Annotated in this window: 15 protein-coding genes; 7 read left to right on the forward strand and 8 right to left on the reverse strand. The window is 68.9% G+C overall.

The genetic code is table 11. The annotated features are described in order from the left end of the window. The first annotated feature begins 49 nt into the window (after positions 1-49). The gene (gene legP, locus LC490_RS19705; protein ID WP_051885005.1) at positions 50-1,309 is read left to right on the forward strand and encodes a Dot/Icm T4SS effector Zinc-dependent metalloprotease LegP; all 1,260 of its coding nucleotides are present in this window, start codon (positions 50-52) and stop codon (positions 1,307-1,309) included. Positions 1,310-1,324: 15 nt separating this feature from the next. Next, positions 1,325-2,323, forward strand: a complete 999-nt coding sequence (locus tag LC490_RS19710) for an MvdC/MvdD family ATP grasp protein (protein ID WP_051885004.1) — start codon at positions 1,325-1,327, stop codon at positions 2,321-2,323. Here LC490_RS19710 and LC490_RS19715 read toward each other — a convergent pair. Together LC490_RS19715 and LC490_RS19720 are read right to left on the reverse strand one after the other, a co-directional pair. After that, positions 2,266-2,589, reverse strand: a complete 324-nt coding sequence (locus LC490_RS19715) for a YbaY family lipoprotein (protein ID WP_031372122.1) — start codon at positions 2,587-2,589, stop codon at positions 2,266-2,268. The genes LC490_RS19710 and LC490_RS19715 overlap by 58 nt on opposite strands. Positions 2,590-2,699: 110 nt before the next feature. Next, a complete protein-coding gene (locus tag LC490_RS19720; RefSeq protein WP_031372121.1) occupies positions 2,700-3,476 on the reverse strand; it encodes an SDR family oxidoreductase in 777 nt (258 codons plus the stop codon). Positions 3,477-3,560: 84 nt separating this feature from the next. Here LC490_RS19720 and LC490_RS19725 point away from each other — a divergent pair, with 84 nt between their 5' ends. Further along, complete coding sequence (locus LC490_RS19725; protein WP_223621310.1) at positions 3,561-3,797, forward strand: hypothetical protein; 237 nt, start codon at positions 3,561-3,563, stop codon at positions 3,795-3,797. A gap of 75 nt (positions 3,798-3,872) precedes the next feature. On the opposite strand, the gene sppA is transcribed toward LC490_RS19725, so the two are convergent. Together sppA and LC490_RS19735 are read right to left on the reverse strand one after the other, a co-directional pair. Then, entirely contained in the window at positions 3,873-5,759 is a 1,887-nt protein-coding gene (sppA, locus tag LC490_RS19730; RefSeq protein ID WP_031372119.1) for a signal peptide peptidase SppA, read from the reverse strand. A 112-nt stretch (positions 5,760-5,871) separates the two neighbouring features. Continuing rightward, complete coding sequence (locus LC490_RS19735) at positions 5,872-7,302, reverse strand: MATE family efflux transporter (protein ID WP_081930882.1); 1,431 nt, start codon at positions 7,300-7,302, stop codon at positions 5,872-5,874. A gap of 121 nt (positions 7,303-7,423) precedes the next feature. On the opposite strand from LC490_RS19735, the gene LC490_RS19740 reads away from it, so the two are divergent. Then, entirely contained in the window at positions 7,424-8,902 is a 1,479-nt protein-coding gene (locus tag LC490_RS19740) for a DUF3667 domain-containing protein (protein ID WP_223621311.1), read from the forward strand. Beyond that, a complete protein-coding gene (locus tag LC490_RS19745; RefSeq protein ID WP_161786116.1) occupies positions 8,899-9,228 on the forward strand; it encodes a DUF4286 family protein in 330 nt (109 codons plus the stop codon). Before LC490_RS19740 ends, LC490_RS19745 begins: the two co-directional genes overlap by 4 nt. 54 nt (positions 9,229-9,282) lie before the next feature. On the opposite strand, the gene LC490_RS19750 is transcribed toward LC490_RS19745, so the two are convergent. The 3 genes from LC490_RS19750 to LC490_RS19760 form a co-directional block, all read right to left on the reverse strand. Then, complete coding sequence (locus tag LC490_RS19750; RefSeq protein ID WP_223621312.1) at positions 9,283-9,600, reverse strand: antibiotic biosynthesis monooxygenase family protein; 318 nt, start codon at positions 9,598-9,600, stop codon at positions 9,283-9,285. Between the two features lie 94 nt (positions 9,601-9,694). Continuing rightward, positions 9,695-10,339, reverse strand: coding sequence for a DUF3106 domain-containing protein (locus LC490_RS19755; RefSeq protein WP_031372115.1), 645 nt, complete (start codon positions 10,337-10,339; stop codon positions 9,695-9,697). After that, the gene (locus LC490_RS19760; protein WP_051885000.1) at positions 10,326-11,258 is read right to left on the reverse strand and encodes a hypothetical protein; all 933 of its coding nucleotides are present in this window, start codon (positions 11,256-11,258) and stop codon (positions 10,326-10,328) included. The genes LC490_RS19755 and LC490_RS19760 overlap by 14 nt, the downstream gene beginning before the upstream one ends. A 542-nt stretch (positions 11,259-11,800) precedes the next feature. Here LC490_RS19760 and LC490_RS19765 point away from each other — a divergent pair. Then, positions 11,801-14,053: a primosomal protein N' gene (locus tag LC490_RS19765; RefSeq protein ID WP_223621313.1), complete on the forward strand. Its 2,253-nt coding sequence runs from the start codon at positions 11,801-11,803 to the stop codon at positions 14,051-14,053. 763 nt (positions 14,054-14,816) lie between these two features. Here LC490_RS19765 and LC490_RS19770 read toward each other — a convergent pair. Then, positions 14,817-15,689, reverse strand: coding sequence for an NYN domain-containing protein (locus LC490_RS19770; RefSeq protein WP_223621314.1), 873 nt, complete (start codon positions 15,687-15,689; stop codon positions 14,817-14,819). Positions 15,690-15,860: 171 nt separating this feature from the next. Between LC490_RS19770 and tal the strand changes: the two genes are divergently transcribed. After that, a complete protein-coding gene (gene tal, locus LC490_RS19775) occupies positions 15,861-16,811 on the forward strand; it encodes a transaldolase (protein WP_223621315.1) in 951 nt (316 codons plus the stop codon). Positions 16,812-16,817 lie beyond the last annotated feature (6 nt).

Here is a 16,817-nt window from a genome sequence, read left to right on the forward strand (position 1 = left end):
CGGCACGGGCCCGCGCCCGTGTCACCGCGACGGCGACAGGAGACGGCAGATGGCAACCAGGAAAGGCACCGCCGGCGATAAAGCCAAGCCGGCCAAACAAGGCGAATTCCGCGGCGGCGGCACCGTGCGCACCGCGTTGATCCGCGGCGAGACCTTCCGCGCGAAGGCCGTGCAGTACGTCGAAATCGACGGCATGGCGATGTTCGAAGGCGACATCGTGCTCGGCACGGTCGAGGAGGTCGAACGCATCTCGGACATGCTGCGCTCCGAATCCACTTCGGGCGTGGCGATGGCCGTGGCGATCAGCGGCTCGCAGTTCCGCTGGCCCGGCTGCAGGATCCCCTACACCATCGACCCGGCGTTGCCCAACACGGCCCGCGTCACCGATGCGATCGCGCATTGGGAAGCCAAGACTCGCTTCCGCTTCATCCTGCGCACCACCGAAGCCGATTACGTGACCTTCCGCCCCGGCAGCGGCTGCTCGGCCCAGGTCGGCCGGCGCGGCGGCCAGCAATTCGTCAACCTCGCCAGCAGTTGCAGCCTCGGCAACACCATCCACGAGATCGGCCACGTCGTCGGCCTGTGGCACGAGCAGAGCCGCGAGGACCGCGATTCGTTCGTGAGCATCCAGTGGGCCAACATCACCGCCGGCTACGAGCACAATTTCAACCAGCACATCAGCGACGGCGACGACATCGGCAGCTACGACTACGGCTCGATCATGCATTACCCGCGCAACGCGTTCTCCTCCAACGGCAAGGACACCATCGTGCCGATCGGCGCGGTGCCGCCGGGCACGGTGATCGGCCAGCGCAGCAGCCTGTCGGCCGGCGACATCGCCGCGGTCAATTCGTTCTGCCCGCTGACCACGATCAAGGAATCGCCCACCGACACGCTCAAGGAACGCATCAAGGAAGCGGTGCGCGACAAGCTCAGCGACACCCTCAAGGAAATCCGCAAGGACATCATCACCGACACGATCAAGGAGCAGGTCACCGACACGCGCAAGGAAGGCATCTTCGACCCGGGGCCGACCATCGCCGAGAACCTGACCCTGCCGGGACGTCCGCCGCTGCTGGTCAATCCGGCCGCGCGCGGCGCCTTGCCGTTCGCGATGGCGACCTCGGCCGGCGACGTCGGCGACGAGAACGCCGACACCGTGGCCGCGCTCGATGCCCAGTTGCAGCAGCTCGCCGAAGAACTCGCCCGCGCCGACATGGCCCGGGCCGCGCTGCAGTCGCAGTACGACGAAACCGCCGCGGTACTCGCCCAACTGGCCCAATCCGGCGCCGGCGGCGGCAACGGCTGACCGGGAGAGCGTGCCGTGATCCTGCTGATTTCGCACCAAGCCGATGCCCATGCCCGTTGCGTGCTCGACCATCTGCAGGCGATGGAGCGACCGGCATTGCTGTTCGATCTGGCCGAGTTTCCGGATCGCGCCACGCTCTCGATCGATTACGCCGACGGCGCGCGTCCGCGCATCGACTATGCGCGCGCCGGCGGCGAACGCCATGCGCTCGACGAGGTGGGCTCGGTGTGGTGGCGCCGGCCGCAGGCGCCGGACCTGTCTTCGGTCACCGATGCGCAGGCGCATCTGTTCACCGCCAACGAATGGAACGAGGCGCTCAACGGCCTGTGGCGTCTGCTCGGCGACGCGCGCTGGATGAACGAGCCCGGCCGCGACGATGCCGCCTCGCGCAAGGCCGCGCAGTTGCGCATCGCCGCCGAACTCGGCTTCAAGGTGCCGCGCACCCTGATCAGTTCCGACCCGCAGCGCGTGCGCGAGTTCGTGCACGCGCTGGGGCCCGGCGCGACCGTGCACAAGACCTTCTCGTGCACCCATGCGGTGTGGCGCGAGACGCGCCTGCTCGGCGAGGACGACCTCGCCCACCTGGACACGGTCAGGCTGGCGCCGGTGATCTTCCAGGAGTTCGTGCCGGCCGCGGCCGACATCCGCGTCACCGCGGTCGGCGGGCGCTTGTTCCCGGCCGAGATCAAGCTCGACCCGGTGCCGGGTTCGATCGATTTCCGTCCCAACCTCGGCGCGGCGACGGTGCGCGAGCACGCGCTGCCGTTGCCGCTGCGGCAACGGCTGCTGGCGCTGATGCAACGGCTGGGCCTGGAGTACGGCGCGATCGACCTGCGCCTCACCCCGCAGGGCGAGTACTACTTCTTCGAGATCAACACCGCCGGCGAATTCCTCTTCATCGAACAGCGCACCGGGCAGCCGATCGGGCGCGCGGTGGCCGAATGGCTGGCCGGAGCTCAGTCGATGCGGCTGACGACCAGGGTCATCTCGGCGGAGGCGGTGCGCAGCGGGTAGGCACGGGTGGTGATGTAGTCGCCGACGGTGACTCGGCGGTCGCCGTCGCGATCGACGTGGACCCAGAAGGTGGCTTCGTCGGCGCTGGTATCGATCTCGATGCTCAGCGGCACGGCCTTGGCGTGCTCGGGCACGACCGCCTGCCATTCCTGCAGGGTGCGCGCCGGTGCGTCCTCGAACGAGGTATCGCGCAACTGCACCCGCACGGGGCTGCCGGCCGGAAGTTCGGCCCCGTCGGCAGCGACGATGGTCAGCGAAACGCGCATGCCCGAAGTATACGCCCGCCGCTCATGCGCAACTGCCAAACCGCGCCCAGCAACGGGGCGCGGGCAGGCTTGAGCGGCCGCATCTTTCGGCGCGACCGGCGCCGCCGGGTTCAGAAACCGTAACGCTGGAAGCCGCCGTCCACCGCGATGCATTCGCCGGTGATGTAGCCCGCCGCCGGCAGGCACAGGAAGGCGACCGCGGCGGCCACTTCCTCGGCTTCGCCGATCCGGCCCAGCGGCGTGCGCAGCAGCACCTCGTCGAGATAATCCGGGTCGGCGAGCTTGTCGGAGGTGCGGCGGGTGCGGATGTACCACGGCGCGACCGCGTTGACGCGGATGCCGTCCTCGGCCCATTCGACCGCGAGGTTGCGGGTCATCTGGTGCATCGCCGCCTTGCTCATGCCGTAGGGCGCGCCGGTGCGCACGTGCAGGTTGCCCGACACGCTGCCGATGTTGACGATGCTCGACGAGGCGTGGCGGGTCAGCAGGGCGTGCGCATAGCGCGACAGCTCGAAGGCCGAGAACAGGTTGATCTCGAAGATCTGCCGCCACTCGTCCTCGGTGTAGTCGTTGGTCGGCTTGCTGCGGTTGCCGCCGGCGTTATTGACCAGGATGTGCAGGCCTTCGCCGAAATCCTCGACCCAGTCGAGCAGCTCGCGGCGCTGCTCGTCGTCGGCGACGTCGGCGACGAAGCCTTGCACCTCGCGTTCGGGAAAGTCCTCGAGCAGCTCGGCCCGCGCCGATTCCAGCGCCGCGGCGTCGCGCGCCGCCAGCAGCACGTCGGCGCCGAAACCGAGCAGTTCGCGGGCGATCGCGCGGCCGATCCCGGCGCTGCCGCCGGTCACCAGCGCGAGCTGTCCGTCCAATCGCCAACGTTTCGGGTCCATGCCGTCCTCCAACCAGTCTCGGATCGACGCGCGAGCTGCGCGACGGGCGTAGCATAACGGCGTTCGCCGACCCAGGACGCCGCCATGACGCCTCACCGGATCGTACCGATAGCCTCATCCCTGGCGACCGCCGCGCTGCTGTGCGCGCTGGCGGCCTGCTCCAAGCCGCAACCGCCGGATAAGGAGCGTCCGGTCGAACCGCAGGCGACGCAGTTGCGCGATGCGATCCAGCAACCGATCGAACGGGCGAAGTCGACCGAGGCCGCGGTCGACGAAGCCGCGCAGCAGCAGCGCGCGGCGATCGAAGCCGCCGGCGGCTGAGCCGGCGCGGGGCGCAAAAAAAACGGGCCGCGATGCGGCCCGTTTGGTTGACTCGGCGAGCGGGGCGAACCCGGCTCAGAGCTCGCAGAAGCAGTAGGCCAGCGCCTTGATCGGCACGCCGCTGGTCGGCTTGACCGAGCTTTGCAGGAAGCGCAGGTCGGCGGCCGCCTGCGGCATCGCCTCGCTCAGCAGACCACGGGCGAAATCGGACTGGCCGAGCAACGCCGCACCGGCGCGGCTCTGGGCGAAGCCGGCGAAGAAACGCTCGAACGGGGTCGGCATCTTCTCGACGTAACGCACGCGGTAGTCCTCGACCTTGCCGAGCTTGGCGCGGGCGGCGACGTCGGCGATCGCTTCGGGCAGACCGCCGAGGGCGTCGACCAGACCGCGCTCCTTGGCTTGCGCGCCGCTCCACACGCGGCCGCGCGCGACCGCATCGATGTCGGCGACCGGGCGCTTGCGCGCCGTGGCGACGCGACCGGTGAAATCGGCATAGCCCTTGTCGATGACGTTCTGGATCACCGCGCCGACTTCCGGCGACAGCGGACGGGTGATGTCGAAAGCGCCGGCCAGGCGGGTGGTGCCGACGCCGTCGGTGTGCACGCCGATCTTCTCCAGCGCGCGCGGCACGGTCGGGATCATGCCGAAGATGCCGATCGAACCGGTGATGGTCGAGGGATCGGCGTAGATCTTGTCGGCGTTCATCGATATCCAGTAACCGCCGGAAGCGGCCAGGTCGCCCATCGACACCACCACCGGCTTGCCGGCGGCCTTGAGGGCGACGATCTCGCGGCGGATCTGCTCGGAGGCGAACACCTCGCCGCCGGGCGAATCCACCCGCAGCACCAGCGCCTTGACGTGATCGTCGTCGCGCGCCTCGCGCAGCAGGGCCGCGGTGGAGACGCCGCCGATCGTGCCCGGCGGCTGCTCGCCGCCGGAGATCTCGCCTTCGGCGACGACGATGGCGACCTGCGGACGGGTGTCGGCCGGATTGACCACGCGGTCGAGGCCGGCGACATAGGCCTCGAACGAAATCTGACGGAAGCCGCCGTCGGCGTCTTCGTCGGCGACGCCGCGCTTGGTCAGCAGGGTGTCGACTTCCTCGCGCGTCTTCAGGCCGTCGACCAGCTTCTGCTGCACCGCGTACTTGCCCAGGTCGCCCTTGACCGCGGCCAGGCGCTGCGGCAATTCGTCGATGCCGGCGGCGAGTTGGGCCGGATCGAGCTTGCGCGCCTTGGCGACGTCGCCGAGGTAGCGCGACCACAGGTCGTTCATCCAGAACAGGTCGGCGGTCTTGGACTCTTCCGAGGCGGCGTCGAGGATGTAGGGTTCGGCGGCCGACTTGAACTCGCCGACGCGGAACAGGTGCACGTCGACGCCGAGCTTGTCCTGCAGGCCTTCGCGGTAGTACTGGCGATAGCGGCCGAGACCTTCGATCAGCAGCCCGCCCATCGGGTCTAGGAAGACCTCGTTGGCCTGCGCCGCGATCAGGTACTGCTTCTGGTCCATGCTCTCGGAGAAGGCGATGACTTCCTTCTTGCTCGCCTTCAGGCGCGCGACCGCTTCGGACAGCTCGCGCATCGAGGCCATGCCCGAGGTCTGCAGCTTGTCCAGGCGCAGCACGACGCGCTCGATGCGCTTGTCGTCCTTGGCCGCGTCCAGCGCGCGCAACAGGTCGCGCAGCTGCACTTCCTCGTTCTTGTCGCCGAAGATGCGGCCGAGCGCGCGCGAGGCCGGGTCGCTGCTGTATTGCTCGACCAGCGCGCCTTCCGGCGCGATCACCAGGGTGGTGCGATCCAGCAGAGGCTGTGCCCGACCGCCGAAGACCACGGCCAGCAGAAAGAAGAACAGGAAACCGAAGAACGCCAGGTTGAAGATCAACCGGCGGGTGAAGTTCATCGTGTCCCAGGCGCCGACGAAGAAACGGGCCAAGGGGCCGCGACGCGGGGCGGTATCGTTCATTGCACAGGCTCCATGTGTACAGGCGCAGACTAACCCGGCGCGGTGCCGGGTTTCATCCGCCATTCGTAACGCAGATTTTCAAGCGGTAATGGGCTTTTAGCGCGCCCGTCGTTCAGGCTTCGCGGGTGCAACCGGTCTCGCGCGGATCGACCTCGTGCGGCGACTCCTCGGCCATGCGCCGGGCCAGGCGCTCGGGCTCGCTGGAGCGCATGAAGCGCGTGCACAGCAGCACCGAGGCCACGGTCAGGCCGGCGATCAGGCCGATCCACATTCCCTTCGGGCCCCAGCCCAGGCCCAGGCCGAGGCCGGCGCCGACCGGCATGCCGACGCCCCAATAGGCCAGCGCGGCCAGGATCATCGGCCTGCGGGTGTCCTTGAGCCCGCGCAGCGCGCCGGCCGACAGCACCTGGATGCCATCGGGGAACTGGAACGCGGCGGCGTACAGCAGCAGCGAGGCGGCCAGGGTCGCGACCGCGGCGTCGGCGGTGTAGAAGCTCACCAGCAGATCGTTGGCGGTCAGCAGCAGGATGCCCGAAAGCAACTGGGTGCCGACCACGATCGCATAGCCGGCGAACGCCGCGTTGCGCACGCCGTGGTAGTCGCGCCGGCCCAGGGAATGGCCGACCCGCACCGTGGTCGCCTCGGCCAGGCCCATCGGCACCATGAAGCACAGCGCCGACAGGTTGATCGCGATCTGATGCGCCGACGCCGGCACTTCGCCGAGGCGGCCGATCAACAGGGCGGTGACGATGAACAGACTGCCCTCCATCAACACCGTCACCCCGATCGGCAGGCCGGTCGCGAGCAGGCCGCGGATGGTCGGCCAATGCGGCGGGTCGAAGCGCTCGAACAGGCGCAGGTCGGCGAAGCGCCTGGCCTTGCGCAGCACCAGGAAGAAGCCGATCGCCTGCACCCACAGCATCGCCGCCGAGGCGATGCCGAGCCCGCCCGCGCCCATTTCCGGCAGGCCGAACTTGCCGAAGGTCAGCACGTAGCCCAGCGGCAGCAGGATCAACAGGCCGCCGGCGCTGAGCAACATCGTCGGCAGAGTCCAGTGCAGGCCCTCGCTGAGATAGCGCATGCAGAAGAACAGGGTCAGCGCCGGCACGCCCCAGCGGATGCCGTGCAGGAAGTCGCGCGCGCCGGGAATGATCTCCGCCGCGATCCCCATCGCCGCCAGCGCGTGCGGGATCAGGGTCAGGAACGCAAACAAAAACACGCTCAACAGCACCGCCATCCACAATGCCTGGCGGAACAAGCCACCGATTTCGCCGCGGCGGCCGGCGCCTTCGAGCTGCGATACCGAGGGCGGCACCGACAGCAGGGTGCCGATCGGCACCATCATCGGCAGCCACCACAAGGCGGTGCCGATGGTGACCGAGGCCAGGGTGGTGGTGCTGTGGTGGCCGGCGAGGGTGTTGTCGACGAAGCCGATCAGGCCGGTGGAAACGTGGCCGGCGACGAGCGGCGCGGCCAGGACGACGGTAGTACGGATCTCCCCGGCCAGACCGGCGCGGGAGATGGAAGGAGATGACGCAGACATGGGAGAGGACCAACAGCACGACTGCGGCCGCGCATCCGGTCTAGGGCGCTGGCGCCGGGTCGCGGCGGACGGCTATCTTACCCGCTCGAAAGTGAAGGCCGGGGAGCCTGATCGATTCCAGATGACCGACTCTTCATCTTCGGCCGCCGGCGGCCATGGCGACCTGACTCATTGCGAGAACTGCCAGACCTTGTTGCAGGGGCATTACTGCCATGTCTGCAGCCAGTCGGTAGTCAACCCGATCCGCCACGCCGGCCACGCCCTGGAAGAGGTGTTCGAGTCGTTCTGGCACCTCGACGGGCGCATTTTCCGCACTTTGCGCGATCTGCTGTCTCCGGGCCGGGTCGCCCGCAACTACATCGGCGGCCATCGCGTTCGCTATGTCGCGCCGCTGCGCCTGTTCGTGATCGTCTCGGTGCTGACCTTCTTCGTCGCCCAGTTCGCGATTCACATCGACGAGGGCGCTCAGGGCTTCGACGTGCACACCATGCAGAACACCACGGTGCGCCTGGGCAACAGCAAGAAGCAGATCAAGAACGCCGACAGCATCGTCGAGGTCGAAGCGCTGCGCGCGCGCACGGTCAAGGAACTGCAGGCGGCCAGCCAGGCGGTGCCGGCCGAGGCGCGCAACGCTATCGACACTTCGATCAACACGATCAACCGCCAGGCCGACAAGCGCATCGAAAAGCTGCGCATCGACCAGGGCCTGGACGCGAAGCAGGTCGCCGAGCAGAAAGCGGCCGGTGTGCGCGACGCGTTCGTGCCCAAGAGCGGCACCCTCGAAGCGGCCAAAACCCTGGCCGAGGTCGAACGGGTGCGCGACGAGCGCATCGCGCCGCTGCAGGCCGGACTGGCCAAGCTGGCGCCGAAATCCACCGCGGCGATCGAGCAGGCCAACAAGATCCGCCTGGTCAACGCCGAAGCCGGCTGCCGCGCCGCCCAGTTGCAACAACTGCATGCGCTGGCCAGCGAAGGCCCGGTCGCGCGCAAGTCCGATCCGGAGCGCTACGGCGAGACCGATTGCGAAGACATCGGCGACCCGCTGTCGTTCAACGGCAAGGCCTGGAACGCGCAGACCAATCCGCTGGCCGTGAGCTGGTGGCCGAAGGCCGCCAACGACTGGCTCAACAAACAGGTCGGCCGCGGCGAAGCCAACATCAAGCGCCTGCGCAAGGAACCCTGGCGCTATGTGCACACGCTGATCAGCGCGGTGCCGACCGCTCTGTTCCTGATGGTGCCGCTGTTCGCGCTGTTGCTGAAGATCGCCTACCTGGGCTCGGGGCGCGGCTATCTCGAACACCTGGCGGTCGCGCTCTACAGCCACGTCTACCTGTGCCTGTCGATCCTGGCGATGTTCGTGTTGATGCTGCTCGGCGGCGCGATCACCCCGCACTGGCCGGGCTTCGTCTGGATCGGCGGCTGGGGCATCGGCCTGCTGTGGGCGTGGATGCCGATCTATCTGCTGATCATGCAAAAGCGCGTATACGGCAACGGTTGGCTGGTGACCCTGTTGCGCTACAGCGTGATCGGCACGCTGTATTTCTTCCTGCTGACCTTCGCCGCGATGATCCTGGCGGTGGCCGCCGTGGTGCGGATGTGAGCGCGCATTCCGCCGGCGAGGTGGTCTACGAGGTCACGCTCGACCTCGACGGCGCCATCGCCGACGAGTATCTGCAGTGGCTGCGCGCGCATATCGCCGAGATCTGCGCCCTGCCCGGCTTTCTCGGCGCCGACTTGCACGAAACCCTGGAACCCTCGGCGCCGGACGGCCGCGTCGGCTTGTGCGTGCAGTACCGCCTGCGCGACCGGGCCGCGCTCGAGGACTACCTGCGCGAACATGCGCCACGGCTGCGCGCCGACGGCATGGCGCGCTTCGGCGGCCGCTTCAACGCCTCGCGCCGAGTGCTGCGGACGCTGCAGCGCTGACTCGCGGGCGGCTTGCGCGGTAGCACTGATGTTGCGGCGACGACGGCGCGACGCTCAGGCCGTCGCCGTCTTCGCCCCGACCACCGCCGTCGGCGCGTAATGCCGCATCTCTTCGATCGCACCGATGTAGCCGCGGATCGCGGCGAGAAAGTCGCGGAACTCCGGACTGCCGCGAAAGCCCTGCAGATGGCCCTCGGCGCTGTCCCACTCGATCCGCAGCAGATAACGATGCGGTTCGTCGAGGCAACGCGAGAGCTCGTAGGCCAGGCAATGCTTTGATGCGTCCAGCACGAGAGCGGCGCGCACGTAGTCGCGCTCGAAGGCCGCGCAGGCGTCGGGCTCGAGGGTATAGCGGATGTATTCGACGATCATGCGCGCAGGCCTGGCGGAGGGTCGTGCCGACGCTAGCAGGCCGCGGCGACGGCGGATGTAACAAGGCTTGCCGCCGCCACCGCCGTCACAACGCTCAGCGCTGCAGTTCTTCGCTGAGCCAGGCGCCGCGGTTCGGCGCCGGCGTCGCCAGCAGCCCGCTGCGCAGGCGTTGGCGGTCGTGCGGCGGCGTGCGCTGGACCAGCACCGCCAGGTCCTTGCGTTGCATCGGCGTCATCGCGCGCAAGGCCTCGCGCATGGCGCCGTGCTGGGCTTCGGGCATCTGCGCCAGCAAGGGCTGCAGGGCCGGGTAGTCGGCGCCGAGCGCAGGCCCGAGCAACCAACCGCGGCGATCGCTGCGGTCGATGGCGTCGAACTGCGCGCGCAAGGCCTGCTGCTGGTCGGGCGGCAGGGCCGCGTAGCGTGCCGCCGCGGCCTGGGTCTGGGCGCGTTCCTCGGCGCTCAAGACCTGCCAGGCCAGATAGCGTTCGCGGCGCTCGCCGCGTTGCTGCACGCTCAGGGCATCCCACTGCGCCGCACGATGGTTGAAGTCGCGGCGTTGATCCGGGCTCCAGCCGGCCCAGCGCTTGGCGTTTTCCTGCAGCCGCGCCTGTACCGACGGCGGCAGGCGCTGCAGGATCTCGCCGAGATCGGGCGGCAGGGCCGCGGCCGGGGTCAGCGCCGCAACCGCAGCCAGGGCCAGGCCGCATACCCAACGGCGCGGGGAATCACTGCGGCGCATCGCTGCTCTCCAGGCCTTCGCTTTCGGGGGCGTCGGTTTCCGAACCCGGCGCCGGCGCGCCGGCGGGGGCGTCGCTGGCCACCGGCGCGTCGGCCGGAGCCGGCGCCAGCAGCGGGATGGTGCCGGCGTCGCGCGCGGCGAGCCAGCTGTGGAAGTCGACCTCGGCCGCGGCGGCCTGACCGTCGGGGTCGGCGAGCAAGGCGAAATCGCGGTGGGCGATCAGCCCGGCCTCGTGGCTGTAGCGCTGGGCGGGCGCGGCGGCCTCCGGCAAGGGGCTGACCCGCACCCCGTCGGGGCCGCCGAGCCAGCCGCCGGCGAACCCGCCGAACGGCCAGAAGGTCGCCGCGAACGCCAGCACGCACAGCACCAGCAGGCTCCACAACAGCGGCATCAGCCAGCGCGGACGCGAGCGCGGCGCGGCCTCGGCACGGGCCCCGACGGTGGCGGTTACCGCCACACCCTGCAGGGCCGCTTCGCGTACCTGACCGAGACGGGCCAGGCGCTCGGCCGGCAGGGTCTTGATGCGGCGGTGCACCTGCTCGCGCAGTTGCTGCCAGGCCTGCGGATCGGCGCGGCCGTCGGCATGACGCGGCAGGGCGCGTTGCAGGGCCAGGCGATAGGTCGCCGGGGCGACGCCGAGCACCGCGGCGGCCTCGCCCTCGCCGAGCCCGGCGGCCAGACGCAGCAACAGGGCGGCACGCGGGCCGCTGCCGAGGTCGGCGAGACGGTCGGTGGCCTCGACCGCGATCGCGACCGGGGTGCGGTGGCGCAGGCCGGGCTGGGTCAGCAGCAGCGCCCAGAACCGGGTCGGCCAGTCGCTGAGCGAGGCGTCGGCAGCGACCTGGCGGAAACCGGCCATCGCCGAAGCCAGCGCGGCGTCGCCGGCGGCGGCATCGCCTGCCTGCAATTCGGCCAGCACGGCGCCGCGCCGTTCGACGCCCCGAAGGAAGGCCGAGAGGGCTGCCGGAGCGTTTTGCCGGGGGGCGGTAGAGCTGGGGGACGGGGGTCTGGAACTCATCGGAACGACTTCACCATACGCTCCATCATAGCGAGGCTGGCGGCGTGCAAAACCGCTTGACAAAGCGCCGACGCGCGCCAGCGCGAAGCAGGACGCGGCCTGCGATCAAAAGTGGTTGTGCACAGCAGTAATGGAAACGTCATCAAGCCTCGGTTTGCCGGCGGCGAGAACCGCATGACAGCCATGTTTCACGGCTAAGGCTTTGATAAATATACTAATAACCGCGTTGGCACTTTTTTCACCAACCTAACCCGAGGGCTTATTTCAACGCTCTCGCGCATCGCTGCCGACCCGCCATGCACAGATTTATCCACAGCCCGTGTGGATAAGGGGGATTTCCCTTGGTATACCGCAAGTTACGTGATTAATGTCACGTAATAGCGAGCTATGGCCTGCAACTCCTTCGGCTGCCGCCGATCGTTCCCGGTCGCTAGACTGGCGTCATGCCCGAGGCCCTGTTTCCACCGCCGTCGACCGTCTGGCGCGTCGCCCTGCCGCTGCCGTTGCCGCGGCTGTTCGACTATCTGCCGCCTGCGAGCCAGGCCGACGGCGACGCCGCGGTCGGCCACCGGGTGCGGGTGCCGTTCGGCCGCCGCGAGTTGGTCGGGGTGGTCGCCGAAGTCGGCGCGCCCGAGTACGAGACCGACCCGGCCGCGCTCAAGACCGCCCTGGGCCGGATCGATGCCGACCCGCTGCTGCACGGCGAGCTGTTCGACTCGCTGCGCTGGCTGGCCCGCTACACCCATGCCCCGCTCGGCGAGGTCCTGGCGACCGCCCTGCCCGGGCCGCTGCGCCACGGCGAGCCGCTGCCCGACACCCATGCCTGGGCCTGGTGTCTGACCGAGGCCGGCCGCACCGGCCGCGAAGGCCTGCGCGCCGGCCGCCCGCGCCGCCTCGCCGACCTGCTGCAGGACGGCCCCCAGGACGAGGACCGTCTCGACGAGGCCCTGGACGAGTGGCGCAGCGCCGCGCGCGCCCTGGCCAAGCGCGATCTGGCCGAGCGCATCGCCGTCCCGGCCAGCGCGCGTGCGCCGGCGCCGCGCCCGGGGCCGGCGCTCAACGAGGAACAGCAGGACGCCGTCGACACGGTGTTGGCCGCCGACGGCTTCGTGCCCTTCCTGCTCGACGGCGTCACCGGCAGCGGCAAGACCGAGGTCTACCTGCACGCGATCGCCGACTGCCTGGCGCGCGGCAAGCAGGCCCTGGTGCTGGTGCCGGAGATCGGCCTGACCCCGCAGACCCTGGCGCGGTTCCGCGCCCGCCTCGGCGTGCCGATCCACGCCCTGCACTCGGGCCTGTCCGACGGCGAACGCGCCCGCACCTGGGCCGCGTTCGCGCGCGGCGAAGCGCGGGTCGCGGTCGGCACCCGCTCGGCGGTGTTCCTGCCGCTGCTGCAGCCGGGCCTGATCGTGATCGACGAGGAACACGACGGCAGCTTCAAGCAGCAGGACGGCATCCGTTACCACGCCCGCGATTTCGCCCTGGTCCGGGCCAAGGCTTTGAACATACCGATCCTGCTCGGCAGCGCCACGCCGTCGCTGGAGTCGCTGCGCAACGTCCAGGCCGGGCGCTACGGCCATCTGCGCCTGCAACGCCGCGCCGGCCAGGCGCAGGCGCCGCAGGTGCGGGTGGTCGACGTGCGCAAGCGCCCGATCGAGGCCGGCCTGTCGCCGGAATTGGTCGACGCCATCGCCCAGGCGCTCCACGCCGGCGGCCAGGTGTTGGTGTTCAAGAACCGGCGCGGCTATGCGCCGGTGCTGTTGTGCCACGACTGCGGTTGGACCGCGCACTGCCCGCGTTGCAGCACCCCGCTCAAAGGCACGCCGATGACCGTGCACGGCGGCGGCCGGCGCCTGCAATGCCACCACTGCGGTACGCGCCGGCCCGCACCGAACGCCTGCCCCGACTGCGGCGGCCTGGCCCTGCAATCGCAGGGCGCCGGCACCGAACGCATCGAAGAGTCCCTGAGCGCGCGCTTCCCCGATTACCCCGTGCGCCGCATCGACCGCGGCACCACTCAGCGCCGCGACGCGCTCGAACAGCATTTGGCCGAATTCGGCACCGCGCCCGGCATCCTGGTCGGCACGCAGATGCTCGCCAAGGGCCACGACCTGCCGAACCTGACCCTGGTCGCGGTGGTCGGCATCGACGAAGGCTTGTTCAGCGCCGACTTCCGCGCGCCGGAAAAACTCGCCCAACTATTGATCCAGGTGGCCGGCCGCGCCGGCCGCGCCGACAAACTCGGGCAAGTGCTGTTGCAGACTCATCATCCCGAGCATCCGCTGCTGCATACGCTGTTGACCGGCGGCTATGCCGCGTTCGCCGAAACCGAGCTCGCGCAACGCGAAGCCGCCGATTTTCCGCCGTTCGCGCACATGGCCCTGCTGCGCGCCGAAGCGCAGGAGGTCGACGTCGCCAATGCGTTCTTGGCCAAGGCACGGCGCGAGATCGATGCCTTCGCCGACCCGCGCCGGCGCCCCGCACCGGGACAGCGCCCCGCCCTGGAGATCAACGGCCCCTTGCCGGCGCCGATGCCGCGCCGCGCCGGTTACCAGCGCGCGCAATTGATCCTGACCGCGCTGGAACGGCGCCATCTGCACGCGGCGCTCGACGCCGCCCTGCCGGCGATCTACGCCTGCCCGGAAGCGCGCAAGGTGCGCTGGTCGCTGGACGTCGATCCGATCGATTTGTACTGAGCCGCGCTTGTGCCCCCTTTGAAAAGGGGCTGTGGAGTTGCCGTTGCCGTTGCCGTTGCCGTTGCCGTTGCCGTTGCCGTTGCCGTGATTTTGATCTGCTTTGCGGCTTTACCGGTCAAGTGGAGACCCGGAGGGCGGCGCACAGGACGTGCGCCGTTTTCCGATAAGACAAGGATGTCTTATCGGAAAATCCCGGCGACAGCATTGCACTCGTGGCCTGTGCCCTTGCAAGGAGAGCCCTTTTCTTTGGTTACCTTTCTTTTGGGCTTAGCAAAAGAAAGTAACCCGGCCGCGTAGCGGGCGGAAGCTCTGCTCTTGCTTATGGCTTTCATACCAGCAAGATCAAACGATAAAAGCTTCCGCCACTAAAGCGGCGGGTAACTTTCTTTTGTCTAAAGCAACAAAAGAAAGTCACCAAAGAAAAATGCTTTTGCTTTGAATCACCAGCCCGCACGAGCGATGCCGACGCAGGGATTTTTCATACGGGACATCCCTGTCCCGATGAAAAACGGCCCGCATCCATGCGGGCCGCCCTCCGGGTCTTCTGTGGCCTTCGCTAGTGCGAAGCTGCGCACAGCAACAGCAACAGCTACAGCTACAGCAACAGCAACAGTCATAAGCCAAAGCCAAGGCCAAGGCCAAGGCCAAGGCCAAGGCCAGGGATGGGATTCGACGCCGTCAAGGAAAGAACGTCGCCGCCCACGATTCGCGGTCGCGGCTCGCGCCGCTCCTACCCCAGCTGCGTCGCGGATCGCGCCTTCGATCAGGTCTTGGCCTTGACCTTCGGCTTGCTCGCCGCCGGCTTGTTCACCGGCGGTTTGTTCGCGGCAGGCTGGTTGGCCGACGCAGGATTGACCGCCGGTTTGTTCGCGGGCGATTTGCTCTCGGCGGCTTTCTTCGCGCCGCCCTTGGGCTTGTCGCGTACCCACACGGTCAGGTTGTCGCGCCGTATCTCGAACAGGCCCATCGCCTCGATCAGGTCGCTGAGTTTGCGGTAACCGTAATTGCGCGGATCGAACGAGGCCTGGTTGCCGATCTGCTGTCCGATCGTGGCCAACCGCGACCAGCCGTCGTCGCCGCCGGCGGCGTCGACCGCGCGCCGCAGCATCTGCACCAGACGCGTATCGCTGCGCAGGTCCTTGGCGCTGCGCACCGGCGTCGCCGCGCTGTCGTCGGGCGCACCGTCGACGCTGGCCGGCTGGGCCAGGGCCTCGACATAGGTGAACTTCGAGCAGGCGTTGACGAAGGGCTCCGGCGTCTTCTGCTCGCCGAAGCCATAGACCTTGGCGCCCTCGGTCAGCAGGCGCATCACCAGCGGGGTGAAATCGGCATCGCTGGAGACGATCGCGAAACCGTCGAGGTTGCGCGCATACAGCAAGTCCATCGCATCGATGACCATCGCCATGTCGGAGGCGTTCTTGCCCTTGCTGTAGGCGAACTGCTGCATCGGCCGGATCGCGTAGTCGTGCAGCACCGCTTCCCAGCTCTTGAGGTTCGGGCTCTTCCAGTCGCCGTAGGCGCGGCGGACGTTAGCGACGCCGTAACTCGCCACCTCGGTCAGGATCACGTCGATCTTCGCCGCCGGCGCGTTGTCGGCGTCGATCAGCAGCGCGATGCGTTTTTCCTCTGCGGCCATGCGATTCCCCCGCGGGCCGGTCCCGGCCCTGTCGCGGCCCAGCCTAGCGCAACCCCGCCGTCAGCGCCTCGACGCCGTGCCGGCACCGAAACGAGCGCCACGGTCATGACGCGCTAACCTCGATCAGTGAGAATGGCGGGGACCCTAACGACACGACATGACCCCACCCCCATGACCAACCAGCTCGAACAACTGCGCGCACTCTCCGCCGTCGTCGCCGACACCGGCGACATCGAAGCCATCGCCCGCTTCCGTCCGCTCGATGCGACCACCAACCCCTCCTTGCTGCTCAAGGCCTCGGCCTTGCCGGCCTATGCGCCGCTGATCGAGGCCGCAGTCGCCGCGGCGCAAGGCGCCGACACCGCCGCGCGCGTCGGCGACGCCGGGCTGCGCCTGGCCGTCGCGATCGGCGGCGAAATCCTCAAGCTGATCCCCGGCCGCGTCTCCACCGAAGTCGATGCGCGCCTGAGCTTCGACACCGAAGCGACCCTGGCCCAGGCCCGCCGCATCGTCGAGTTGTACGACCAGGCCGGCATCGGCCGCGAGCGCCTGCTGATCAAGATCGCCTCGACCTGGGAAGGCATCCGCGCCGCCGAGCAGCTCGAACGCGAAGGCATCCACTGCAACCTGACCCTGCTGTTCTCGTTCGCCCAGGCCGTGGCCTGCGCCGAGGCCGGCGTATACCTGATTTCGCCGTTCGTGGGCCGCATCCTCGACTGGCATCTCGCCAACGGCACGCCCAAGCCGGCCACGCCCGCCGACGACCCCGGCGTGCAGTCGGTCGCGCGTATCTGGCAGTACTACAAGCGCCACGACTACGCCACCGTGGTCATGGGCGCGAGCTTCCGCAACACCGGGCAAGTGCTCGCGCTCGCCGGTTGCGACCGCCTGACGATCTCGCCGGAGTTGCTCGGCGAACTCGAAGCCGGCCACGACACGGTCGCGCGCGCGCTCAACGACGACGGCCAACGCGCCGCGCCGAGCGCGAAGCTCGACGAGGCCGGGTTCCGCTGGCAGCACAACGAGGACGCGATGGCGACCGACAAGCTCGCCGACGGTATCCGCCGTTTCGCCGCCGACCAGCGCAAGCTCGAAGACCTGCTCACCCGCCATCTCAGCTGATCGAGG

Source organism: Lysobacter sp. ESA13C, assembly GCF_019970005.1.
In the GTDB taxonomy this organism is placed as follows: domain Bacteria; phylum Pseudomonadota; class Gammaproteobacteria; order Xanthomonadales; family Xanthomonadaceae; genus Lysobacter; species Lysobacter antibioticus_B.

Excerpts from the sequence above, each read along its gene's own strand:
- legP (WP_051885005.1), top strand. The coding sequence starts at position 50 with ATGGCAACCAGGAAAGGCACCGCCGGCGATAAAGCCAAGCCGGCCAAA.
- LC490_RS19715 (WP_031372122.1), bottom strand. The coding sequence starts at position 2,589 with ATGCGCGTTTCGCTGACCATCGTCGCTGCCGACGGGGCCGAACTTCCG.
- LC490_RS19720 (WP_031372121.1), bottom strand. The coding sequence starts at position 3,476 with ATGGACCCGAAACGTTGGCGATTGGACGGACAGCTCGCGCTGGTGACC.
- LC490_RS19725 (WP_223621310.1), top strand. The coding sequence starts at position 3,561 with ATGACGCCTCACCGGATCGTACCGATAGCCTCATCCCTGGCGACCGCC.
- sppA (WP_031372119.1), bottom strand. The coding sequence starts at position 5,759 with ATGAACGATACCGCCCCGCGTCGCGGCCCCTTGGCCCGTTTCTTCGTC.
- LC490_RS19735 (WP_081930882.1), bottom strand. The coding sequence starts at position 7,302 with ATGTCTGCGTCATCTCCTTCCATCTCCCGCGCCGGTCTGGCCGGGGAG.
- LC490_RS19740 (WP_223621311.1), top strand. The coding sequence starts at position 7,424 with ATGACCGACTCTTCATCTTCGGCCGCCGGCGGCCATGGCGACCTGACT.
- LC490_RS19750 (WP_223621312.1), bottom strand. The coding sequence starts at position 9,600 with ATGATCGTCGAATACATCCGCTATACCCTCGAGCCCGACGCCTGCGCG.
- LC490_RS19755 (WP_031372115.1), bottom strand. The coding sequence starts at position 10,339 with ATGCGCCGCAGTGATTCCCCGCGCCGTTGGGTATGCGGCCTGGCCCTG.
- LC490_RS19765 (WP_223621313.1), top strand. The coding sequence starts at position 11,801 with ATGCCCGAGGCCCTGTTTCCACCGCCGTCGACCGTCTGGCGCGTCGCC.
- LC490_RS19770 (WP_223621314.1), bottom strand. The coding sequence starts at position 15,689 with ATGGCCGCAGAGGAAAAACGCATCGCGCTGCTGATCGACGCCGACAAC.
- tal (WP_223621315.1), top strand. The coding sequence starts at position 15,861 with ATGACCAACCAGCTCGAACAACTGCGCGCACTCTCCGCCGTCGTCGCC.